The 19,667-nt window shown below is 40.3% G+C and carries 17 protein-coding genes; 12 read left to right on the top strand and 5 right to left on the bottom strand.

From position 1 onward, the window contains the following. Positions 1-203 precede the first annotated feature (203 nt). The 5 genes from secA (at position 204) to EAF07_RS10820 (ending at position 7,790) form a co-directional block, all read left to right on the top strand. Positions 204-2,729, top strand: coding sequence for a preprotein translocase subunit SecA (gene secA / locus EAF07_RS09590; protein ID WP_121836341.1), 2,526 nt, complete (start codon positions 204-206; stop codon positions 2,727-2,729). A gap of 110 nt (positions 2,730-2,839) precedes the next feature. Next, positions 2,840-5,341, top strand: a complete 2,502-nt coding sequence (gene leuS / locus EAF07_RS09595) for a leucine--tRNA ligase (RefSeq protein WP_121836342.1) — start codon at positions 2,840-2,842, stop codon at positions 5,339-5,341. Positions 5,342-5,844: 503 nt separating this feature from the next. Next, positions 5,845-6,120 carry a hypothetical protein gene (locus EAF07_RS09600; RefSeq protein ID WP_121836343.1) on the top strand — a complete coding sequence of 92 codons (276 nt, stop codon included), beginning with the start codon at positions 5,845-5,847 and terminating at the stop codon, positions 6,118-6,120. Positions 6,121-7,132: 1,012 nt separating this feature from the next. After that, positions 7,133-7,339: a hypothetical protein gene (locus EAF07_RS09605; RefSeq protein WP_121836344.1), complete on the top strand. Its 207-nt coding sequence runs from the start codon at positions 7,133-7,135 to the stop codon at positions 7,337-7,339. Positions 7,340-7,547: 208 nt separating this feature from the next. Then, positions 7,548-7,790: a hypothetical protein gene (locus tag EAF07_RS10820; RefSeq protein WP_245962724.1), complete on the top strand. Its 243-nt coding sequence runs from the start codon at positions 7,548-7,550 to the stop codon at positions 7,788-7,790. A 198-nt stretch (positions 7,791-7,988) separates the two neighbouring features. Here EAF07_RS10820 and EAF07_RS09615 read toward each other — a convergent pair whose 3' ends face one another. Further along, complete coding sequence (locus EAF07_RS09615; protein WP_121836345.1) at positions 7,989-8,429, bottom strand: CoA-binding protein; 441 nt, start codon at positions 8,427-8,429, stop codon at positions 7,989-7,991. A gap of 309 nt (positions 8,430-8,738) precedes the next feature. Between EAF07_RS09615 and EAF07_RS09620 the strand changes: the two genes are divergently transcribed. Next, positions 8,739-8,933, top strand: a complete 195-nt coding sequence (locus tag EAF07_RS09620) for a hypothetical protein (RefSeq protein WP_121836346.1) — start codon at positions 8,739-8,741, stop codon at positions 8,931-8,933. 350 nt (positions 8,934-9,283) lie between these two features. On the opposite strand, the gene polA is transcribed toward EAF07_RS09620, so the two are convergent. Further along, entirely contained in the window at positions 9,284-11,920 is a 2,637-nt protein-coding gene (gene polA, locus EAF07_RS09625; protein WP_121836347.1) for a DNA polymerase I, read from the bottom strand. A 92-nt stretch (positions 11,921-12,012) separates the two neighbouring features. Here polA and EAF07_RS09630 point away from each other — a divergent pair, with 92 nt between their 5' ends. From EAF07_RS09630 to EAF07_RS09640, 3 genes are all read left to right on the top strand, one after another. Next, the gene (locus EAF07_RS09630; protein WP_121836348.1) at positions 12,013-12,786 is read left to right on the top strand and encodes a TatD family hydrolase; all 774 of its coding nucleotides are present in this window, start codon (positions 12,013-12,015) and stop codon (positions 12,784-12,786) included. A gap of 173 nt (positions 12,787-12,959) precedes the next feature. Then, positions 12,960-13,526: a ribonuclease M5 gene (rnmV, locus tag EAF07_RS09635; RefSeq protein ID WP_121836349.1), complete on the top strand. Its 567-nt coding sequence runs from the start codon at positions 12,960-12,962 to the stop codon at positions 13,524-13,526. Then, a complete protein-coding gene (locus EAF07_RS09640) occupies positions 13,523-14,047 on the top strand; it encodes a DUF1697 domain-containing protein (RefSeq protein WP_121836350.1) in 525 nt (174 codons plus the stop codon). Before rnmV ends, EAF07_RS09640 begins: the two co-directional genes overlap by 4 nt. 179 nt (positions 14,048-14,226) lie before the next feature. Here EAF07_RS09640 and EAF07_RS10680 read toward each other — a convergent pair whose 3' ends face one another. Beyond that, complete coding sequence (locus EAF07_RS10680; protein ID WP_220702234.1) at positions 14,227-14,313, bottom strand: putative holin-like toxin; 87 nt, start codon at positions 14,311-14,313, stop codon at positions 14,227-14,229. Positions 14,314-14,749: 436 nt separating this feature from the next. Between EAF07_RS10680 and EAF07_RS09645 the strand changes: the two genes are divergently transcribed. The 3 genes from EAF07_RS09645 to EAF07_RS09655 all read left to right on the top strand — a co-directional run bounded on the left by EAF07_RS09645 (position 14,750) and on the right by EAF07_RS09655 (position 18,387). Next, complete coding sequence (locus EAF07_RS09645) at positions 14,750-16,705, top strand: retron Ec67 family RNA-directed DNA polymerase/endonuclease (RefSeq protein WP_121836351.1); 1,956 nt, start codon at positions 14,750-14,752, stop codon at positions 16,703-16,705. Between the two features lie 8 nt (positions 16,706-16,713). Beyond that, complete coding sequence (gene rsmA, locus EAF07_RS09650) at positions 16,714-17,586, top strand: 16S rRNA (adenine(1518)-N(6)/adenine(1519)-N(6))-dimethyltransferase RsmA (protein ID WP_121836352.1); 873 nt, start codon at positions 16,714-16,716, stop codon at positions 17,584-17,586. Between the two features lie 156 nt (positions 17,587-17,742). After that, positions 17,743-18,387: an outer membrane protein assembly factor BamD gene (locus tag EAF07_RS09655; protein WP_121836353.1), complete on the top strand. Its 645-nt coding sequence runs from the start codon at positions 17,743-17,745 to the stop codon at positions 18,385-18,387. A 61-nt stretch (positions 18,388-18,448) separates the two neighbouring features. Here EAF07_RS09655 and EAF07_RS10550 read toward each other — a convergent pair whose 3' ends face one another. Beyond that, positions 18,449-18,703, bottom strand: a complete 255-nt coding sequence (locus EAF07_RS10550; RefSeq protein ID WP_142925603.1) for a hypothetical protein — start codon at positions 18,701-18,703, stop codon at positions 18,449-18,451. Further along, positions 18,663-19,559 (bottom strand): MFS transporter, encoded by an 897-nt coding sequence (locus tag EAF07_RS09660; protein WP_121836354.1) that lies wholly within the window; start codon positions 19,557-19,559, stop codon positions 18,663-18,665. The genes EAF07_RS10550 and EAF07_RS09660 overlap by 41 nt, the downstream gene beginning before the upstream one ends. Positions 19,560-19,667: the final 108 nt, after the last annotated feature.

The following is a 19,667-nucleotide window of genomic DNA, read 5'->3' on the forward strand; positions in this document are numbered from 1 at the left end:
AACAGTAATCAAGAAATTTAAAAGGTCTTCCATAACAAAATCCTCCACTTTTATTATAGCGAAGGATTTTGAATTCATCCATGAAAGTCTTTTCTGTAAGCCATATTTTCTTCATGCGTTTGTCGTGCTCATTCGCTTGGATTCTTGAATAAATTGCTAATTCATGGTAAAATGACATGATAAGTCTTTCGAAAGGAAACAGAATGGCAAATATGTTACGTACACTTATCGAAAATGATAAGGGTGAATTACGAAAATTAGATAAATTAGCAAAAAAAGTTGAGAGCTACGAAGCAGCAATGGCGGCTCTCTCAGATGAGGAGCTTCAAGCTAAGACTCCTGAATTTAAAGCGCGTTACCAAGCTGGTGAAACACTAGATGATTTGTTACCAGAAGCTTACGCAGTTGTTCGTGAAGGGGCAAAACGTGTTTTGGGGCTATTCCCATACCATGTCCAAATCATGGGGGGAATTGTTCTTCATCATGGTGATGTTCCTGAAATGCGTACTGGTGAAGGTAAAACCTTGACAGCAACGATGCCTGTTTACCTTAATGCTTTATCAGGTGAGGGAGTTCACGTTGTTACCGTCAATGAATACCTTTCTGAACGTGATGCGACAGAGATGGGTGAACTTTATAGTTGGCTCGGTCTTTCTGTTGGTATTAACTTAGCAGCTAAATCTTCAGCAGAAAAACGCGAAGCGTATAACTGTGATATTACTTATACTACCAACTCAGAGGTTGGATTTGACTATTTACGTGATAATATGGTTACTCGTAAAGAGGCTATGGTACAACGTCCGTTGAATTATGCCTTGGTCGATGAGGTAGACTCAGTTCTTATTGATGAAGCACGTACGCCATTGATTATCTCAGGTGCTCAAAGTAATGAGATTAGCAAGTTATATGATTTAGCTGATCACTGTGTTAAAGGGTTAACAGAGGAAGATTACATTATTGATGTACCAACAAAAACAATTGGTCTATCAGATGCAGGTATTGATAAGGTTGAAAGCTATTTCAAACTCGATAACCTTTATGATTTGGAAAATGTTGCTTTGACACACTTTATTGATAATGCTTTGCGTGCTAACTATATCATGACGTTAGATATTGATTATGTGGTTAGTCCAAATCAAGAAATCTTAATTGTAGACCAATTTACAGGTCGTACGATGGAAGGGCGTCGTTTCTCAGATGGTCTTCACCAGGCGATTGAGGCTAAGGAGCATGTGCCAATTCAAGATGAGTCTAAGACAAGCGCAAGTATTACATATCAAAACTTCTTCCGTATGTACAAGAAATTGGCTGGTATGACTGGTACGGCTAAGACTGAGGAAGAGGAATTCCGTGAAGTTTATAACATGCGCGTTATTCCAATTCCAACGAATCGTCCTATTCAACGTATTGACAACTCAGACTTACTTTACCCTACTCTCCGTGCAAAATTTAAAGCTGTTGTTGAGGATGTTAAACATCGTCATGAAAAGGGGCAACCAGTGCTTGTTGGTACTGTTGCGGTTGAAACGTCAGATTTAATTTCTAAGCTTTTGGTTGAAGCTGGTGTACCGCATGAAGTTTTGAATGCGAAAAACCATGCTAAAGAGGCTCAAATTATCATGAATGCAGGTCAGCGTGGTGCCGTTACAATTGCGACAAACATGGCTGGTCGTGGTACGGATATCAAGTTAGGTGAAGGTGTTCGTGAACTTGGTGGTCTTTGTGTGATTGGTACGGAGCGCCATGAAAGCCGTCGTATTGATAATCAGCTTCGTGGACGTTCTGGACGTCAAGGTGATCCAGGTGAATCTCAATTTTACCTCTCATTTGAAGACGATTTGATGCGCCGTTTTGGTTCTGATCGTATTAAAGCTCTCTTTGAGAAAATGCGTCTAGATGAAGATGATACGGTTATTGAATCTAAGATGTTGACTCGTCAAGTTGAATCAGCTCAAAAACGTGTTGAAGGAAATAACTATGACACACGTAAGCAGGTCCTTCAATATGATGATGTCATGCGTGAGCAGCGTGAAATTATCTATGCTGAACGTTATGATGTTATCACTGCAGAGCGTGACCTTGGTCCTGAAATCAAGGCGATGATAAAACGCACGATTAATCGTACGGTAGACGCCCATGCGCGTGTTAATAATCGTCAAGAAGCTTTGGAGGCAATCCTTAATTTTGCACAGATGAGCCTTTTACCAGAAGAAGAGATTACTTTATCTGACTTAGAAGGTAAAAAAGATGCTGACATCAAAGCTCTGCTATTTGACAAAGCAATGGCACATTATGATAGTCAAATCAGTAAGCTCCGTGATGAAGAAGCTGTCAAAGAGTTCCAAAAAGTGTTGATTTTGATGGTGGTTGATAATCACTGGACTGAGCATATGAATGCCTTGGATCAATTGCGTAGCGCTGTTGGCTTGCGTGGTTATGCTCAGAATAACCCTGTTGTTGAGTACCAATCTGAAGGTTTCAAGATGTTCCAAGATATGATTGGTTCAATTGAGTTTGATGTCACTCGTACCATGATGAAGGCACAAATCCATGAGCAAAGACGCGAAGAAGCTCCAGCAGCTTCACACACATCTGCGACAGCTAATATTGCCGCTCAGACACCAGGTGCTATTGAAGAAGAAGCAACTCTTGATTTTTCTAATCTTGACCGCAACGATAAGTGCCCATGTGGTTCAGGTAAAAAATACAAGAACTGTCACATGCGTTAATGATGGATAATGTAAAAAGGCGTGAAATCCTTGTGATTTCAGCCTTTTTTCTTTCTCTTTTTCGTGGTATAATGAAAGATACTATAATTGATATTTAGGGAGTGGGTCTTATGACATTTTATAACCACAAAGAAATCGAGCCTAAGTGGCAAAAACACTGGGCGGACAACCATACTTTTAAGACAGGGACGGATGCGTCAAAGCCTAAGTTTTATGCGCTTGACATGTTCCCTTACCCATCTGGTGCTGGGCTTCACGTTGGTCACCCAGAAGGTTATACAGCGACTGATATTTTGAGTCGTTTCAAGCGTGCGCAGGGCTACAATGTCCTTCACCCAATGGGTTGGGATGCGTTTGGTCTTCCTGCGGAGCAATACGCGATGGATACTGGTAATGACCCAGCTGAATTTACAGCGGAAAACATTGCCAACTTCAAACGTCAAATCAATGCGCTTGGTTTCTCATACGATTGGGATCGTGAAATCAATACGACGGATCCAAACTACTACAAGTGGACCCAATGGATTTTCACAAAATTGTATGAAAAAGGCTTAGCCTATGAAGCAGAAGTGCCAGTAAACTGGGTAGAAGAGCTTGGTACTGCCATTGCCAATGAAGAAGTGTTGCCTGATGGAACGTCTGAACGTGGTGGCTACCCTGTTGTCCGCAAACCGATGCGTCAATGGATGCTGAAAATCACGGCTTACGCAGAGCGCCTTCTTGAAGATTTGGAAGAAGTCGATTGGCCAGAGTCTATTAAAGACATGCAACGCAACTGGATTGGCAAATCAACAGGTGCGAACGTAACGTTTAACGTTAAAGATACCGACAAAGACTTTACGGTATTTACAACACGTCCTGACACGCTTTTCGGTGCAACTTATGCGGTTTTAGCACCAGAACATGCTTTGGTAGATAGCATTACAACGGCAGAACAGAAAGAAGCAGTTGCTGAGTACAAACGCCAAGCCAGTCTCAAATCAGACCTTGCTCGCACAGACCTTGCCAAAGAAAAAACCGGTGTGTGGACGGGTGCTTATGCAGTTAACCCTGTTAACGGTAAAGAAATGCCAATCTGGATTGCAGACTATGTGCTTGCTAGCTACGGAACGGGTGCTATCATGGCGGTACCTGCTCATGATGAGCGTGACTGGGAGTTTGCAAAACAATTCAATCTTGAGATTATTCCAGTTCTTGAAGGTGGTAATGTTGAAGAAGCAGCTTATACAGAAGATGGCGCTCACATCAATTCAGACTTCCTAGATGGCTTGAACAAGGAAGAAGCTATTGCTAAGATGGTCGCTTGGTTAGAAGAAAATGAAGTGGGTAACGAAAAAGTGACTTACCGTCTTCGTGACTGGCTCTTTAGCCGTCAACGTTATTGGGGTGAGCCAATCCCAATTATTCATTGGGAAGATGGGACGTCAACGGCTGTGCCAGAAAATGAATTGCCACTTGTTCTTCCAGTAACAAAAGATATTCGCCCTTCTGGTACTGGTGAGTCACCGCTTGCTAACTTGACAGACTGGTTGGAAGTTGTTCGTGAGGACGGTGTCAAAGGTCGTCGTGAGACCAACACCATGCCACAATGGGCTGGTTCAAGCTGGTACTACCTTCGCTACATTGACCCGCACAACGATGAGAAATTGGCTGATGAAGAGCTTCTCAAACAATGGTTACCAGTTGACATTTACGTCGGTGGTGCAGAACACGCCGTGCTTCACTTGCTTTATGCACGCTTCTGGCACAAGGTGCTTTATGACCTCGGTGTCGTGCCAACCAAAGAGCCATTCCAAAAACTCTTTAACCAAGGGATGATTTTGGGAACTAGCTACCGTGACCACCGCGGTGCGCTTGTGGCGACTGACAAGGTTGAAAAACGTGATGGTAGCTTCTTCCACATCGAAACAGGTGAAGAGCTCGAACAAGCACCAGCTAAGATGTCTAAATCCCTTAAAAATGTCGTTAACCCAGATGATGTTGTGGAACAATTCGGTGCGGACACCCTTCGTGTCTATGAAATGTTCATGGGACCACTTGATGCCTCAATCGCTTGGAGCGAAGAAGGGCTTGAAGGGTCACGCAAGTTCCTTGACCGCGTTTACCGTTTGATTACGACTAAAGAGATTGTGGCGGAAAATAGCGGAGCGCTTGATAAGGTTTACCATGAGACGGTTAAAGCAGTCACTGAGCAAATTGAAGGCATGAAATTCAATACAGCCATTGCTCAGCTCATGATTTTTGTCAACGCGGCCAACAAAGAAGACAAGCTTTACGCAGAGTATGCCAAAGGCTTTGTGCAGTTGATTGCCCCATTTGCCCCACATTTGGGTGAAGAATTGTGGCAAGTCTTGACCGCAACAGGTGAGTCAATTTCACATGTGGCTTGGCCAACCTATGACGAAAGCAAGTTGGTTGAAAACGATGTGGAAATCGTTGTCCAAATCAAAGGAAAAGTCAAAGCAAAACTCGTGGTTGCTAAAGACCTTTCAAAAGATGAATTGGAAAAAGTAGCACTTTCTAACGACAAAGTTCAAGCTGAAATTGCAGGCAAGGAAGTCGTGAAAGTCATTGCGGTTCCAAACAAACTCGTTAATATTGTTATTAAGTAACTAGTTTTAGAAAATTTTATTATTTAGTAAAAGGTATCGAGTGACGTTTTAAAAATGTCATTCGATGCCTTTTTTCAGATAAGAACGGAGCCTTGATTTTCCCTAGCTTATTGCTTTGTTATGAAAAGAGTAACGAAACGTGTGAGGTGATGCTGTCAATGGTTGCTATTGTTGTGAGTAACATGTTGTGGAGTTGGTGTCAAATGGTAGCTAACTCTTTTATGACCTCATAGATTTTTTTGAGGGAGAAAACTGTGACAGTTTTTGGTGTTGTGGGGAAGGTTAGGGGAGCGAAATATTAAACGAACATTAGTATTCCATTAAGAAAATAACGGTATTAAAAAGCGAATCTTAAGTCTATAAAGATAGGATTAAGATAACCTTTTAATTACCTATAGATTTCAAAAATCCCTTGATTTTCAAATTTGATTTCTCTATAACTGGTTTAGTTTGAAATATAGGCCTTATTTTAAATCATTATTTAAAAAATGGAGGAAATTTTTATGGCTAAAACCAAAACAATGAAATCTTTAGTAGGCGCAGGACTTATGGCAGCAACAACTCCAGTGAGTGTAAAAGCGTCAGAAGAAGGAGCATTTTCAGTTACTTTCAATAGGGGTGATGGTTCTATATTGGATTATGATGTTAGTGGAAATGGGCAAGCGGGAAATTATAGAGTAACTAGACCAGAAACCGAATATTCATGGTGGAACCCATATTCTTGGAGATATCCTTCATCATGGTGGACTCCGTCATCTTTGTTCAATGGTTGGTTTTAATAATTTTTCCAACTAAAAACTAGATTTATTTCTTTTTAACCGACCGACTTAAATAACATTATTCAAAGATATTTTCTATTTTTTAGTGATAAACATTAATTTTGGCATAAGATTATTAAATGGTAATTAGGTTTATAAATTGATTGTTAAGATAACCTTTTAATTACCTATGGATTTCAAAAGTCTCTTGATTTTACAAGATTATTTCTCTATAATTGGTGATAATTCCAAATACTTAAAGTTTATTTTGAGTCGTTATTTCAAAAAAATGGAGAGGATTGTTATGACTAAAATGAAAACACTAAAAACGTTGTTGTGTGCTGGGGTTATGGTTACGATGCTTGGAGCGCCAGTAGTCACAAGATTCAGTTGAAGGCCTTGGTTCAGTAGGGGGCGATTATTTGATACTTGACATCAAATCATCTCAACCAGAAAAATCATGGTGGGATACTGTTTGGTTTGTCTTAGATTGGATTAAAGATACGATAGCGGATCCAATACTAGGCTTGATTTTGGGTTAACGATACCAACTACAATCTTAAATCTTTTGCATCAACCGACTTAAATTAGCATTATTAAACGAAAAGACTAATAGATATTTCTATTCATACTGACCATGATAACCTGCCTCCTATCTCCACGGGAGGCAGGTTGTTTTTTCAGGAAAGGCGTTGTTGAAGATATTTCTATTTAGCACACAAAGATGCAAAGAAATGGGTCTATTCTCCCAAAATTAAGGAACTTTCAAAAAGTTAGCATGAAATTTGCTGTCCAAGCTCTTATCTGATGATTGTAATAAGAAGCCTCAGCGGTTGCTGATGGGGAGAAAATTTCAACTAAATCCTTAACAGGTTCGTTAACTTTATGAAACAATATTTATTGAAGATACACGCTTATTCGTGTTATCTTGTTTAACTTTGGCAGTCTATGATGACAGAGACATGTATTCTGCATGCGACGTTGTGACTGTTATATCAATAGATGATTACTAAACAGAAATAGAGGATGTGTTATGTATCAGCATTACAAGAAACCAGAATATTTTAAATCTGTTATTTTAGGCATGACTTCTATGATTTTTCCGACGTTTTTTCAAGTTCAAGATATACCGAAAATCAATTTAGAAAAATTAACCTCAGGACAAAAGGTTCGGCTAGATTATTCTAAATCTGTAAAAGAGATTAAGAAAGAGGCTGTCGCATTTAGAAAAGCAAAATAATGACGTTCAAGAACTTGATATAGATGTGCTTGTTGATAGTGTTGAGAAATTACCAAAAGAAGAGAGACAAGTTGTTTTAGAGAGACTTGAAATATACCAAGGGGATTTACCTCATCCAGATTTTCTAAAAGGATATAATACTTTATATCCAGATGCAGCAAAATGAATAATAGAAAATGGAATTGCTGAATCAGAACATAAACGCAACATGGAGGAGCGGTATTTAAAAGGAAATGCCTTTTCTCACTATTTGGGACAAGTCTTAGGATTTATCGTAGCGTTAGTGATTATAACCAGTGGAACATTCTTGATTTATAGCGGGCACACGATTGCTGGTTCCCTGTTAGCTGGAACCACAGTATCGGTGTTATTGGATTATTCACAGGACAAAACAATAAAAACGGTGACTAAAAACCTCAAGCCCCCAGCATTGCTGGGGGTGTTGTTTTGATTGGGAAAAAGACACAAAAACTGAAAAATGGCTTAGGATACATCATCAAGAAGCGGTGATTTTAAGAGAACTATTATCTGGTTCCAATATAGCAATCTGATAGCATAATATCAAAAGAGGCTGATTGATTTCAACCTCTTTTTTGTTATGTGTGGGGGATAGTTTATCTACTATTTATTTTTTGTCAAATAATATGTGTTAAAGGGAATTCACCCCTAACTCTGCATGGTCGATTTTAATACAACGATTCATGACAATATGATGACGTCCTGCTGATCGCAGGAGGGTTTCGGCTTCTTGGTTTTCTAAGCCTAATTGTGCCCAGAAGATATCGGCGTCGGTGTTAAGAAAATCTTTGGCAACGTCAGGAAGAAACTCGCTACGTCTGAAAACGTCTACGATGTCGATGTGGACTGGGACGTCTTGTAGCGATGCGTACGCTTTTTCTCCTAAAACTGTTGCTCCTGCTAATTTGGGGTTGACTGGGATGATGGTATAGCCCGCCTTTTTGAGGTAGGCAGCAACGCGGTAGGCGGCGGTTTCTTCACGGTTAGAAAGGCCAACGATGGCAATGGTTTTGCTGTTTTTGAGATAGGTTTTGATGGTTGCATCGTCAGGGTTTTGAAATGAATAAGTCATAAGAACCTCCTTTTTGTCTAGTATATCATAAATTGAAAGAGGTTTCATGTGTGAGAAATCGACCTGATAGCATACTCAGTGCTGTTGATTTTTTGAGTGCTACTGAGCTGAGAGGAATATCAGAGAATGAGTTATAGTTTCAATTATTTAGATAACATTAAGTTTGTAAAGATAATGTTAAGACAATCTTAGGATTACCTATTGATTTAAAACGTCTATTGATTTTTAAATGCTATCTCCTTATAATAAGTTTGTTTGAAACACTTATGCTTTATTCAAATATTATTTAGGAAACATGGAGGAAAGATTATGACTAAAACAAGAACAGTTAAATGGTTAGTAGGGGCAGGGCTTATAGCTGCAATGCTTTTCGTAGCAACACATTCAGTGAGTGCGGATGCTGTTGTTGGCTTTGGTCCCGGAGCTGGTTTTTGGGACACTATGTTAGGTTATCTTTTTGCAGGTATGGAGTGGATTACAACTGAAATAAGATTATGGTTTTAATGGTATAATTTTTAACTTTTATGTTTACTGACTTGACTAATGTCATATAATAAGCTAGAGAGTGCTGAATATAATGGCACTATGATTTTGGTATCACTTAAGATTAGAATCGTACTGCGCAATAACATTAAAAAAGTAAATTAACAAAATAAGTGAAGCAACCTGATTCCTATATTAAAGAGGAGTCGGGTTGCTTTGTTTTCTAATGTTATAGAAAAAACAGGCTGACAAGGTCAACCTGCTCAAGGAGATTAATATGAAAAAGAAAATTATTTAGGATAAGTACATTATAGGCCATGATTCTTAAGATAACATTAAGGCAACATTAAAAATTGGTGAATTTTCAAGCCTTATTTTGCTTCATACCAAGTTTGTCCGTAGCTGCCATCAACTAAGAGGGGAACTGTCATCTCAACAGCAGTTTCCATGGTTGTTTGGACCAATTTTTGGACGGCTTCGAGTTCTGTTTCAGGAACTTCAAGAACAATCTCATCGTGCACTTGGAGAAGCATTTTCGCCTTGAATTGTCCTTCTATGAGTGCTTTATCCAAGTTGATCATAGCGATTTTGAGAATATCAGCGGCGGACCCTTGGATTGGGGAGTTGATGGCGGTACGTTCTGCGAAGTTACGGACGTTGAAATTGCGGGAATTGATATCTGGAAGTTCACGGCGGCGTTTGAATAGCGTTTCCACGTAGCCTTTGTCTCTAGCTTCACGGACAACGGTTTCCATGTAATTTTTGATGCCAGGGTAGCGTTCAAAGTAGGTGTCAATATATTCTTTGGCTTTTTTGCGCGTGATGCCTAGGTTATTTGAGAGCCCAAAGTCTGAAATACCATAGACGATACCAAAGTTAACGGCCTTGGCGTTTCTACGATCATTTGCAGTAACATCTTCTGGTTTCTCGATACCAAAGACACGCATTGCCGTTGAGGTGTGAATGTCTGCGCCGTCTTTAAAGGCTGCGATGAGGTGCTCGTCTTGTGAAATGTGGGCTAGGACACGTAGCTCGATTTGAGAATAGTCTGAGCTGAGGAGCACTGCATTTTCCATAGATGGGACAAAGGCACGGCGGATGAGGCGCCCTTGCTCGAGTCGAACAGGGATATTTTGCAGGTTAGGGTCAGAAGAAGATAGGCGCCCGGTCTGTGTTAAGTCTTGAACGTAGCGCGTGTGGATTTTGCCATCTTCGAGGATGTAATCTTGAAGGCCAATCAGGTAGGTTGACTGCAACTTAGTGATTTGGCGGTAATCAAGAATTTTGGCTACAATCGGTGCAATTGGTGCAAGGCGTTCAAGGACATCCACAGCGGTTGAGTAACCCGTTTTGGTTTTCTTCGTCATTTCAACTGGCAATCCCATTTTCTCAAAGAGAATTTCACCCAGCTGTTTCGGTGAATTGATATTAAATGTTTCGCCAGCCATCTCGTAGATATCTTCGGTGAGTCGGTCGATGACCAGCTGATTTTCGATTGCCATTTCTGCAAGGGTTCCGCTTTTCACGGTGATACCTGCGATTTCCATTTTAGCAAGGACATTAGCTAGTGGCAATTCCATGTCAAAGAGGAGTTGTGACTGGTCGTGCTCAGCTAATTTTTCCAGCATGATTGGTTTAGAGTCTATTAAGACTTTTATTTTTTTGGCTAAATGGCTGAGCAGGGTATCTTTTTCTGGGATGGCACGCTTGGCTCCCTTGCCATAGACAGCTTCATCTGTTTCTAGGGGCAGAGCTGTGTAAAGACGGGCGATGGTTGACAGTTCATTGTCTTCAACGGTTGATAGCAAATATTTAGCTAGGCGACTATCAAAGCTAGTCTCTGCTAAGTCAGTGCCTAAGTGGCTGAGTAAGACTTTAGCACGTTTGAAATCATAGGTCTGGATAGGTTGAAGCAAACGCTCTTTAAAGAGAGGCGTAGTCAACAGGTTGGTATCCGTTGAGGCATAGACAGCTTTGCTATTGCCCCAAGCAAAACCGATAAGTGGTTCCACATGGTAGTTATCGTTGAGGATTTCAAAGTAGAAGAAGTCTTCGTCGGTAAACAGGTCTTCAGTGATTGCTGTCGGCTCGGTGTAGGAAACCTCGAAGGTTGGTACCTCTTGGCCAGAGAGACTATTTTTGAACTGAATAAAGCCCATCTCGTCGTAGAACTTAGCTAGGGTTTCAATGTTTGGGCCTTGGAAGCGCGTTTCTTCTAAGCTGACAGTAATTGGAGATTGAGTATTGATGGTAGCGAGGGTTTTAGACAGGAAGGCTTGCTCTTTATCGTTGATGAGGTTTTCTTTCATCTTAGAGGCCTTCATGCTGTCAATATTCTCGTAAATGCCTTCTAGGCTACCGTATTCATGAAGGAGCTTGAGACCTGTTTTTTCACCGATTTTAGTGACCCCGGGGATATTATCAGAATTATCTCCCATGAGGGCTTTGAGGTCGATGAATTGAGCAGGGGTGATTCCCATTTTTTCCATGAGGTAAGCAGGGGTAAAGGCTTCGAATTCAGCAACCCCTTTTTTAGAAATTTCAACGACGGTATTGTCATCTGCCAGTTGGATTAAATCTTTATCTCCTGAAACAACAGTAATATCAAAGGGCTGACTGTCCTGCTCTGCCATTTTTGCCAAAGTCCCAATGATATCGTCAGCTTCGTACTGTGCTAGGTCATAAAAGGCAATGCCACGTGCTGCCAGCATCTCACGGATATAAGGGAACTGCTCACGGAATTCCTCAGGCGTTTTAGCACGACCAGCCTTGTAGTCGGCGAACATTTCCGTACGGAAGGTGGTTTTGCCAGCATCAAATGCCACGAGGATGTGGGTCGGTTGCACGCGCTCAATCAGATGATCCAGCATGAGGTGGAAGCCGTAGATAGCGTTGGTGTGAAGACCGCTGGCATTTTTGAAGCGGTCAATCTGATTATAGAGGGCAAAAAAGGCTCTAAAGGCCACAGAAGAGCCGTCAATAAGTAATAAGTTATTCTTGTTTTCCATAGGAATATTATAGCATAACTTGGGCGAGTTGCCTTGGGATTTGGTGTGGGATATAACTAGTTTGTTGCACTTAATTTTGCTATAATAAGGATATGAACATTTTCGATACGCATACCCACTTGAACGTGGACAATTTTACCGATACCGTAGCAGAGGAATTGGCTCTAGCTAAAGAAATGGGCGTGACGGTTCACAATGTGGTTGGTTTTGACCACAAGACCATTGACCGTGCCATTGAGCTGGCAGATGCCCATCAAGAGATTTACCTGACACTTGGTTGGCACCCGACAGAGGCAGGTTCTTATGATAACGAAGTGGAGGCCTACCTCCTTGAAAAGCTCAAACACCCTAAAGTGATTGCCCTTGGTGAGATTGGGCTTGATTATTACTGGATGGAGGATCCAAAAGAGGTTCAGATTGCGGTTTTCAAACGCCAGATTGAGCTCGCTAAACAGCTGGATTTGCCCATTGTGATTCACACGCGTGATGCCATAGAAGACACCTATGCTGTCTTGGCAGAGGTTGGTGTAGGGCCGCGTGGTGGCATCATGCATTCTTTCTCTGGCTCTTTGGAAATGGCAGAGCGTTTTATGGCGCTTGGTATGATGATTTCATTTTCAGGAGTGGTAACCTTTAAGAAAGCTACTGATATCCAGAAAGCAGCGCAGCAATTGCCCCTAGACAAAATTCTCGTAGAGACGGATGCACCATATCTAGCGCCAGTCCCAAAACGGGGCAAGGAAAACAAAACCGCCTACACCCGCTACGTTGTCGAGAAAATCGCTGAATTACGCCATATGACCGTAGAAGAAGTCGCAGCAGCAACAACAGCAAATGCTAAGAAGTTATTTAGATTAGAGGAGTAGAGGCGAGCGAAGTGAGCCTATTCCGAACAGCTACATCGTGGTTATAAGACTAATAGCCTAGCTATTAGTCGGGGGGATTGGCGAGACTTTAGGCTCGACAATTAGGTATGAGACAGCTTGCTGGCTGCTACCGACCAAACCACCTAAGTAGCTGTTCAAAAAGAAAAAATAATATGACAGAAAAACTAAAAATACAAGAAGTCATCGTCGTCGAAGGCAAGGACGACACAGCCAATCTCCGCCGATTTTACGATGTGGATACCTATGAAACACGAGGCTCTGCTATCACAGATGAAGATTTGGAACGGATTGAGCGCCTCCATGAGCTTCGAGGTGTCATCGTCTTTACTGACCCAGACTATAATGGCGAGCGTATTCGTCGGATCATCGTGAATGCTATTCCAAATGTTCGTCATGCCTTTCTGAACCGTGATGAAGCAGCTCCCAAGTCCAAGACTAAGGGACGCTCACTCGGTGTGGAGCATGCAAGCTTTGAAGATTTGCAAAAAGCGCTAGCAACCGTCACCCAACAGTTTGACGACGATAACCAATTCGACATCACCAAATCTGACCTCATGCGTCTTGGTCTCCTTATGGGTGGTGACAGCCGCAAACGCCGTGAATACCTGGGCGAAAAATTGAGAATCGGCTACAGCAATGGCAAACAACTCCTCAAACGGTTGGAATTGTTTGGCATCACCTTGGCAGAAGTTGAAGAAGTGATGGGGGAGTATAAATGAAACGTGTAGCCCTCCTTCGTGGTGTTACTCCCGTTGGGCAGAATCGCATTCCTAAAATGGCTTATCTCGTTGAGATTTTGGAAGCGGTGGGACTGGAGAAAGTTAAAACCTATATTCAAAGTGGGAACATTTGTTGCGAGTCAAAATTGTCGGATACTGAGCTAAGTCAACGGATTCACGATACTATTAAAGACAAGATTGGTGCGGATTTGTCGGTGATTGTCAAAAATCCTGAACAGCTGGCAACGGCTGCGCAGGAAAATCCTTTTGATGAGACCTATGATTTTTCACGTATTCACCTTGTTTTCACCAACGATACTTTTTCTTTGGAGAAAATAGCAGAGCTTCTGAACCAAGATTTTGGCGATGAAGAACTTTATGCAGGTAGTCAATGCCTTTACATGTATTTACCACGTGATGCCAAGAAGAAAAAACTAAATACGAACTTTTTAGAAAAGAAGCTGGGCATTGTAGCGACCATGAGAAAGCTAAGTGTGGTGACTCATTTGAGTGAGATGTAAAGCTACTGCGAAACTGATAGGATTTGACAAAGACGGTTAATTATCATATACTGAAAACAGAAAAGGAGTTGAGCGCCAACTCAACTTCCCTCTGTAGGACCGTTTTAAAGACGGGACGGATGAAGAACAGTAAAAACCGCTACTTCGGTGTCAAAGTTGTGAAGAGCGGTTTTACTGTTTTATTTTTTCTTACTAATATAAGTCAATAACCCAAGTAAAAGAATGCCAGAGTTTATCATCAGCGATAACGCCTCATAAACTGACATGACGGTTACCTTTCCAAGGAAGTATGTGTCATAGGCACCACCTCCTAAAATAGATTTTAGAAGATGGAAAGCTTCGATTTCTTTATTTCCAAGCTCAAATAGTCACTTCCCTGACTATTTGAGCTTGAAGAACTTTTCTATCTTAATATTCGTGGAAAATAATTAATTACAATATAACTAGATAAAAAATAGTATCTGTGATACAATACTACTGCGTATGATTAGATTTTTGACTTGTGTGATCGCAAGTATTAACATTAATGTTAGCTGAAAGTTAGCTCACTCCAGTATATTCTTTGAGAGAATTAAAGTTATCTGCTGAGTGAAAATCGAAGTGAAATGACTGGTTAAGGAAAGCTAAGTAATTTGGTAATATTCTATACTGTCGTTCGCGTAAGAGTTATCATACGCTTTTTTTATTTGCAATGGAGTAAATATGAGTGATTATGTGAATTTAAAAACGAAAGATGACTTAGCAAAAAACTTGGGTTATAGAGATTCTCGGTACCTCAATTATTTGCTATATAAGGTAGGTGTAGATAATTTATATCGTACTTTTTCCATTCCTAAGAAGAACGGTGACGAAAGAATTATAAACGCTCCATTAAAAGAACTAAAGATAGTACAAAGAAAATTAGCTAACTTACTATGGAATAGATACTTAGAAATTTTAGAAACTAAATCTAGGGATAGGGGGATAAAAATTCCTTCTATCTCCCATGGATTTGAGAAAAATAAAAATATTATTACGAATGCTCAGCAACATAGAAATAAAAAATATATTATCAATGTAGATTTAGAAAGTTATTTTGATTGTTTTAATTTTGGTCGTGTAAGAGGCTTTTTTATTAAAGATAGGGATTTCAAAGTTAGTTCTGATGTTGCGACAGTGATGGCGCAGATTGCTTGCTATCAAGGGAAGTTGCCACAAGGAGCACCATCGTCTCCAATCATTACTAATTTGATAGCTCGAATACTTGATTATAGGATTGTGAAGCTCGCGAAAAAATATCGGTTTACTTACACAAGGTATGCTGATGATTTAACTTTTTCTACTAATCGTAATTTATTATCGAATAAATTGCGTGCGGAAAAAGAATTTAATGAGTTTCTAGTTGAATTAGAAAAAATTATTACCACTTCTGGATTTAATATTAATCCATCTAAAACACGAATCAGCAATAGTTATCAGAGGCAAGAAGTAACAGGGATAGTTGTTAATAAAAAAATAAATGTAAAACGTGATTATTTTAAAAATACTAAAGCGATGGCATATAAATTATATAAGGATGGAGAGTTTGAAATTGATGGTAAGTCAGGAACGTTAGAACAACTTAGCGGTCGTTTTTCATTTATTTTTCAAGCTACGCAATACAATAACTATCTTTTCTATAAAAAATCTTTGATTGACAATAACTTAGAATATCAAAAAAATTTATTAGGTCAGGGGACGAATAAAAAGTCGGAATCTAAGTTTTATTGGAAATATATAATTTATAATAGGGATTTGAGGAGAGAGTTATTCTATAATGAGAAACATAAAACATATAATCTTCCAGACGAATTTTATGCTATTAGCAAAGAAGAAAAGAAAAATTATATGGCTTTATTTGATTCCAAAGAAAAGGAATATAAAAAGTTTCTTTTCTACAAAAATTTTTACGGAAATGATAAACCTATTATAGTAACAGAAGGAAAAACAGATCCAAGATATATAAAAGCTGCACTAAAAAAACTTTATTTGTACTACCCTGAATTGATTGAAAAGGTTGATAATAGGTTTGTTTTTAAAATAGATTTTTTAAAGCATAGTAATATAATAGAGTACTTATTTAATGTTCCGGAGGGTGGTTCTGGTTTTATGTTTTGGTATAATTACTTTTCGAATAAAGAAAAATTTCATTTGTCAAATGAGGAGCAGCTTTTATACCCTAATTATATAGATTTTTTTCGAAAGTTTACATCAGAAAAAGCTAATAATCCAACGATATTTTTATTTGACAATGAACCTTTTGGGAATCCCCTGTATCAATTTGTGAATTATGCTAAAGATTTGCAAATTGATACAAATAATTTGAATACTGTGAGGGGCCCCTCTTTTAATCGCATTAGTAAAAAAGAAAGTCTTTATCTAATGGCTACTCCATTGGTAAGTAATTTAAATAATGGAAATTCCTCAGATGTTGAAGATTTATTAATATCCACAAACAAGCTAGCAATACAAACTTTTTTTAATATAAAGAAAATAAACTACAAAAGATTAGAAGATGTAAAAAATCATAAAGAAATCTTTTCTAAGTATGTTTTGAAAAATTATGAACAGTTTGATTTTACAGAGTACATACCTTTGTTAGACGGAATAAGAAATAATATTTTAGACTATAGGAAATAGAATCACACATGAGAATTGCAGATTATAGCGTGACCAAGGCTGTCCTTGAGCGTCACGGGTTTACATTTAAAAAGTCGTTTGGTCAGAACTTTTTGACGGACACGAATATTTTACAGAAGATTGTTGATACGGCTGAGATTGACAAAAACGTCAATGTTATTGAAATTGGGCCTGGTATCGGCGCTTTGACCGAGTTTTTGGCGGAGAATGCCGCTGAGGTCATGGCTTTTGAGATTGATGACCGCCTCATTCCGATTTTGGCGGACACTCTGCGTGATTTTGACAATGTGCAGGTTATCAATCAGGACATTTTGAAGTCGGATTTGCAGACGCAGATTCAAAACTTCAAAAATCCTGACCTGCCAATCAAGGTGGTCGCAAATCTTCCTTATTACATCACGACACCGATTTTGATGCACTTGATTGAGAGCAAGATTCCTTTCCAAGAGTTTGTGGTCATGATGCAAAAAGAGGTAGCAGACCGCATTTCAGCGGAGCCAAACACCAAGGCATACGGCAGCTTGTCCATTGCGGTGCAGTATTACATGACGGCGAAAGTGGCCTTTATCGTGCCTCGAACGGTCTTTGTGCCAGCACCGAATGTGGATAGCGCCATCCTGAAAATGGTACGCCGTGACCAGCCTCTGGTAGAGGTTCAAGACGAGGATTTCCTTTTCGATGTGGCCAAAGCCAGCTTTGTGCACCGACGCAAAACCCTGTGGAACAACTTGACCAACCGCTTTGGCAAGTCTGAAGATGTCAAACCAAAACTCGAGCAGGCTTTGGAAATGGCAGGGCTGACACCAAGTGTCCGAGGAGAAGCCTTGACCATTGCAGACTTTGCCAAACTTGCAGACGCATTGAGAGAACAAGGTCTGTAAGAGCAGTCAATATTTCTAAAAATGATTGAAGGATTAGCTAGCGATACTAATCCTTTTTGTCATGAAGAAGACCTGTGCCTTCTTTTTCAGGATATCATTTGCCTCCTATCTTTCTTTTTGTTACTATAAAAGAAAAGGCTTTCAAAGGAGTTTGACATGAAGAAATCCATCTATCTCTTAGCAGCTGTGCTTTTTCTAACCGCATGTAGCAACAAATCTGGTACAGAAGCGAAACCGGCATCTTATGATGATTTAGTGAGCCAGTATGAAAAGGCTGCTAAGGCTGATGCTTTTAACGAAAAAGATTACCCACTTGTGGATAAACAAATTGTTGACCTAATCAACCGCTTCTCTGGTGGTGAGGCAGATGTTTCCCATAAGACAATTGATTTAGATAAGAATGGAACAGATGAACTCCTGCTTGGTACCAAGGTTCAGGCTGGTACTGAGACCTTAACCCTCTATCTCGGTGCCTTTAGAGACCAAGATGGGAAACTGGTTGATTTGCTTAAAGACGTTAGGGGTGCGGACGCTGATCTCTTTTTCCAGTTCTATGATAATAACCGATTGGTTGTGGATAAAGCAACTGAAGGTGAAGTGGCAACCATTGTCTATGAATTGACAGATAAAGGGTACCAAGAGTTGCTGTATCAAGGTGCTGATGTGTCAGGTGACTTGACCGACGATGGGCAACTCGTCACGAAAGACCGTGAGGGTAACGCTTATGCTTCCTTCGAAGAGCAAGAAAACAAGCTCAAGGAAGTGTTAGGGCATGACCGGACGGAGCAAATTATTGAGTAATGAAATAGATAAAACAGTAGTGGGATGGCTGTCTCACTACTGTTTTACGATATGAAAGTGGCTAAGAACGATGAGCTTCAGAGCGCCGTGGTGTCTTGCAGCAACAGTAAAGCAACACTAGGGCAATCATCCCTCCGCTAATCAGAAAGGCGGTTTGGTAGGAAAAAGCGTCCATGAGAAAACCAAGTGCTGGATAGAGCAGTAGGGATAGCCCACCAACGAGGCTGCTATAAACTGATAAAATGGTTGAGCGGACAGTATTGTCACTGTTATGGTTAATGGCAGAGCTGATATATGGGAAAGCTAGGTCTATCAAGAGATTTCGCTAGGATGAAGCCCAAAACCATTAGGACGGCTTGGTGCCCAGAAAAGAGAAGGACAGCGGTAGTAAAAATGCCTGTTACAATGCCAAAAAAGAGTCGAGGTGATAGTTGGTCGAAATATCGAGCAAGGTAGGCGCCTAAGATGCCACAAAAAGTTACCCCACCGATAATACTGGCAATCACACGTTCAGAGAGTCCTTGGCTTGCCAAGGCTCCTTGTCCAAAAGTGACAAGGGCATTGACATAGACTTCGATAACTGTCATTGTAAGAATGAGCAAGCAGATGAGCTGGTGATTTTTAAGAGTGTGAAGGGTTAGGTGGATTTGAGAACTGACCGTCATAGAAGGTTTAGCCGATTTCGGTTGTGTCGAGATAGGAGACTTAAACTTCGACATTGCTATCCCTGATAGGGTGTAACAAAGCGCCTGCAAGGCAAAAACATGAGCATAAATCTGCTGAAATAGACTACCGCCAAGAGCAGTTGCACAGGCAAGGACAATCAATGCTATGGTTTGGAGATTGCTCATGAGACGAAGATAGGACTTATCATGGTGGCGAGAGGTCACGTCTTCAAATAGCAGCGCTTGGTCAGCACCGCTAGCAAACACACTGGCAAGGGCATCTAGCATAAAGAGTAGTGCCAATACCAGAAGTCTATTGTTAGATGGGCTATAAGCAGTCAGCCAGAGTCCGAATGATGAAATGGCATTTAAAGATGCCCCTAAAGCAAGAATGTTTTTCTTGTCAAAACGGTCAGCAATCAGCCCAGTTGGTACCTCGGCTAGCATGCGCGTGAGGTTATATAGGGATTGTAGAAAGCCAAATTCGACACGACAAACGCATGAAATCTTCTATTTCCATTTTGCAAGTGTTGAAAGTTTTTTGCCCTAAAGCAATTGTTTTAAATACTTGTCAAAGGACAGACTTAGGGCATATTTCTTACGACGCAGACTCAT

It is taken from the genome of Streptococcus hillyeri (genome assembly GCF_003686955.1).
Taxonomy (GTDB): domain Bacteria; phylum Bacillota; class Bacilli; order Lactobacillales; family Streptococcaceae; genus Streptococcus; species Streptococcus hillyeri.

Bases quoted from the DNA above. Each gene is read 5' to 3' on its own strand.
- polA (WP_121836347.1), bottom strand. From the start codon at position 11,920: ATGGAAAACAAGAATAACTTATTACTTATTGACGGCTCTTCTGTGGCC.
- EAF07_RS10680 (WP_220702234.1), bottom strand. From the start codon at position 14,313: ATGTCAGTTTATGAGGCGTTATCGCTGATGATAAACTCTGGCATTCTT.
- EAF07_RS09600 (WP_121836343.1), top strand. From the start codon at position 5,845: ATGGCTAAAACCAAAACAATGAAATCTTTAGTAGGCGCAGGACTTATG.
- EAF07_RS09630 (WP_121836348.1), top strand. From the start codon at position 12,013: ATGAACATTTTCGATACGCATACCCACTTGAACGTGGACAATTTTACC.
- EAF07_RS09645 (WP_121836351.1), top strand. From the start codon at position 14,750: ATGAGTGATTATGTGAATTTAAAAACGAAAGATGACTTAGCAAAAAAC.
- rnmV (WP_121836349.1), top strand. From the start codon at position 12,960: ATGACAGAAAAACTAAAAATACAAGAAGTCATCGTCGTCGAAGGCAAG.
- rsmA (WP_121836352.1), top strand. From the start codon at position 16,714: ATGAGAATTGCAGATTATAGCGTGACCAAGGCTGTCCTTGAGCGTCAC.
- EAF07_RS09605 (WP_121836344.1), top strand. From the start codon at position 7,133: ATGTATCAGCATTACAAGAAACCAGAATATTTTAAATCTGTTATTTTA.
- EAF07_RS09655 (WP_121836353.1), top strand. From the start codon at position 17,743: ATGAAGAAATCCATCTATCTCTTAGCAGCTGTGCTTTTTCTAACCGCA.
- EAF07_RS09620 (WP_121836346.1), top strand. From the start codon at position 8,739: ATGACTAAAACAAGAACAGTTAAATGGTTAGTAGGGGCAGGGCTTATA.
- EAF07_RS10820 (WP_245962724.1), top strand. From the start codon at position 7,548: ATGGAGGAGCGGTATTTAAAAGGAAATGCCTTTTCTCACTATTTGGGA.
- EAF07_RS09640 (WP_121836350.1), top strand. From the start codon at position 13,523: ATGAAACGTGTAGCCCTCCTTCGTGGTGTTACTCCCGTTGGGCAGAAT.
- EAF07_RS09615 (WP_121836345.1), bottom strand. From the start codon at position 8,429: ATGACTTATTCATTTCAAAACCCTGACGATGCAACCATCAAAACCTAT.
- leuS (WP_121836342.1), top strand. From the start codon at position 2,840: ATGACATTTTATAACCACAAAGAAATCGAGCCTAAGTGGCAAAAACAC.
- secA (WP_121836341.1), top strand. From the start codon at position 204: ATGGCAAATATGTTACGTACACTTATCGAAAATGATAAGGGTGAATTA.